Here is a 2,617-nt window from a genome sequence, read left to right as displayed (position 1 = left end):
GCCTCGCCATGCCTTCAGCTTGTTGATCAGACGTTCGACGGTGTTCCGTTGCTTGTACAGGTCGGCGTCGTGGCGGACGGGCCGGCCGCCCTTGGCGCCCTTGCGCTTCCGGTTCGCGGCCTGGTCCTTCTTCTCCGGGATGACCGCGGTGATACCACGTTTACGCAGGTAGGCGCGGTTACCGCGCGACGAGTACGCCTTGTCGGCGGCGACCGCGCCGGGACGGGTACGAGGGCGGCCGACGGGCCCCCGTACCCGGACCTTTCCCAGGACACCGATGAACTGCGGGCTGTCCGCGGCCTGGCCCACGGTCAGGACAAACGCCAGCGGACGGCACCCGCGGTCGACGGCGAGGTGGGCCTTGCATGTCTGCCCACCCCTCGACCGCCCGAGTAACGCGGCCTTCAGCCGGACCCTGTGCCGGGCCCGCAGGCGCCGGCGCCGCTCCCGCTCGGGGTCGTCTGCGGCGTTCTGCCCGTCTTGTTCCTCCGGGCCGCCCCCTTTTTCCGGGCCTGCTCCTCCTCGGCAGCGGCCTTCTCCAAGGCGGCGAGGACGTCCGGGTCGAGGTGCATCCCGGCAGCGTCATGGTGAGCCCGGGCCGTGGTGGAGTCCACGCTGACCAGGGACAAGTCCACCGCACCCCGCTTCGCAGCCTCAGCGATCATGCCTTCCAGCAGGGCCGCGAACACACCGGCGTCCCGCCACTGCCGGAACCGGTTGTGCACCGTCGGCCAGGCCCCGAACTCCCCAGGCATCTCCCGCCACGGCGCACCCGTCCGAAACCGCCAGACCACACCGGCGAACTGTGCCCGCAACCGCTGCGGGTACGGACCAAACGCGCCGACCGGCAGATAGGGCTCGATGAACTCCCACTCGGCGTCCGTTAACTGCACCCGCGTCATACACGAAGATCTACCGGATCACACCCCGCCGCGAGGACGAAACCCGCAAACAGATCACAACCAGATACGCGCCCTAGATGGCGTGCCCCCGTGGTTGCGGCCGACGACGTCACCGACGTGGCGTACTGGCGCGCCCGTGCCGAGCGGGCCGAGGCATGGGCTTCGGAGCTGGGTGAGCAGGTCGCGGTGCTAAGCCGGCTGCTGTTCGGCCCATACTCCGAGAAGAACCGCCCCGGCCGAGGCGGCGGGACCGAGGAACCCGACGGACAGGACACCGAGGGCGGCCGCAAGCCCGGCCAGCTGAGGCGGCGCGGCCAACGGCCGGGCAGCAGGGGCCACGGCCGGCGGGACTACTCCCGGCTCAATATCCGCGAGGAGATCCACGACGTACCCCCGGCCAGCGGATGTGCCCCACTGCGGGAGGGATTTCGAGTTCCTCGGCAGCGAGACGAGCGAGCAGATCGACTGGCAGGTGACGATCACCAGGATCGTGCGCCGACGGCTACGCTACTGCCGCCGCTGCACCTGCCCGGCCCACGCACGGTGATCGCGCCGGTGCCACCCAAACCGGTCCCCCAGGGCCGGTTTACCGCCGGCTTCCTCACGAGGCTGCTGCACGAGAAGTACGTGCTGGGCCGCCCGCTGCACCGCATCGCCACAGCGCTGGCCGCCGACGGGCTGGAGGTGGCCGAGGGCACCCTGTGCGGAGTGCTTCAGGATGCCGCCGGACTGCTGGCCCCGATCACCGAGGCGATCGCCGCCCGCAACGCCGAGGCAGCGCACCTGCACGCCGACGAGACCGGCTGGCGGGTGTTCGAACAAGCCGGCCGCACGCGCGGGCACCGCTGGTGGCTGTGGGTCTTCCTCGCCCCGGACACCGCCGTGTTCACCATGGACCCCACCCGCTCGGCTGCCATGCTCGAACGCCACCTCGGCGTCGACGTGAAGGACGGGGCGCTGCCGGACGGCCGCCACCTGGTGCTCTCGGCCGACTTCTTCACCGTCTACCAGGCCCTGGGCCGCCTCGACGGCGTCGACCCGCTGTGGTGCTGGAGCCATATGAGGCGCCGCTTCGTCCGGGCCGGGGACGCCTACCTCCAGCTGCGGCCCTGGCGCGACCTGTGGGTCCGCCGGATCGGCGACCTCTACCTGGCCCACCGTAACCTGGCCGCCGCCGAACCCGGCGGCGACGAGCGCGCCCAAGCCCTGGCCGCGTTCGAGGCGGCCCTGGTCGCTATCGACACCGCCCGCCGGCAGGACGCCGCGATTTACAGCCTGCACCCGGCGGCCCGCAAGGTCCTGGCCACCCTGGATCGGGAATGGGAAGGGCTGGTACGCCACCGCGACTTCCCCGACCTGGGCCTGGACAACAACATCGCGGAGCGGGCGCTGCGGACCCCGGTGGTCGGACGGAAGAACTGCTACGGCAGCCAGGCCGAGTGGTCCGCCCACCTGGCCGCCTGCGTCTGGACCGTCACCGCGCCACCGCCGAACGCAACGGCCACGAACCCTTGGCCTACCTCACCGACTACCTCGGCGCCTGTGCCGCCGCCGGCGGCAGGGCACCCGAAGGCCCAGCCCTGCAACGGTTCTTCATCTGGCGGCACGACCCCCACGACGACACGGCCCGGCCCCGCGACAACGATCTCAGCGGGGCCACCCAGCCCGGCTGTGAACCCCTCACCGGTCCCTCACCACAGCCCCAGCCCCCAGAC

Annotated in this window: 1 protein-coding gene and 1 pseudogene; one reads left to right on the top strand and one right to left on the bottom strand. The window is 71.5% G+C overall.

Features of this window, described 5'->3' with window-relative positions:
* Window positions 1-902, bottom strand: a pseudogene (locus tag DD1DGNOD_RS19755) (transposase); the annotation flags it as partial.
* A gap of 90 nt (window positions 903-992) precedes the next feature.
* On the opposite strand from DD1DGNOD_RS19755, the gene tnpC reads away from it, so the two are divergent.
* The coding region (gene tnpC / locus DD1DGNOD_RS19750; protein ID WP_131770792.1) for an IS66 family transposase at window positions 993-2,617 on the top strand (1,625 nt) is incomplete at its 3' end.

The sequence above is a fragment of the Candidatus Protofrankia californiensis genome (genome assembly GCF_900634765.1).
GTDB lineage: Bacteria > Actinomycetota > Actinomycetes > Frankiales > Frankiaceae > Protofrankia > Protofrankia californiensis.
Note: the sequence above shows the minus strand (reverse complement) of the source record. Positions and strands in the feature narration are given on the sequence as shown.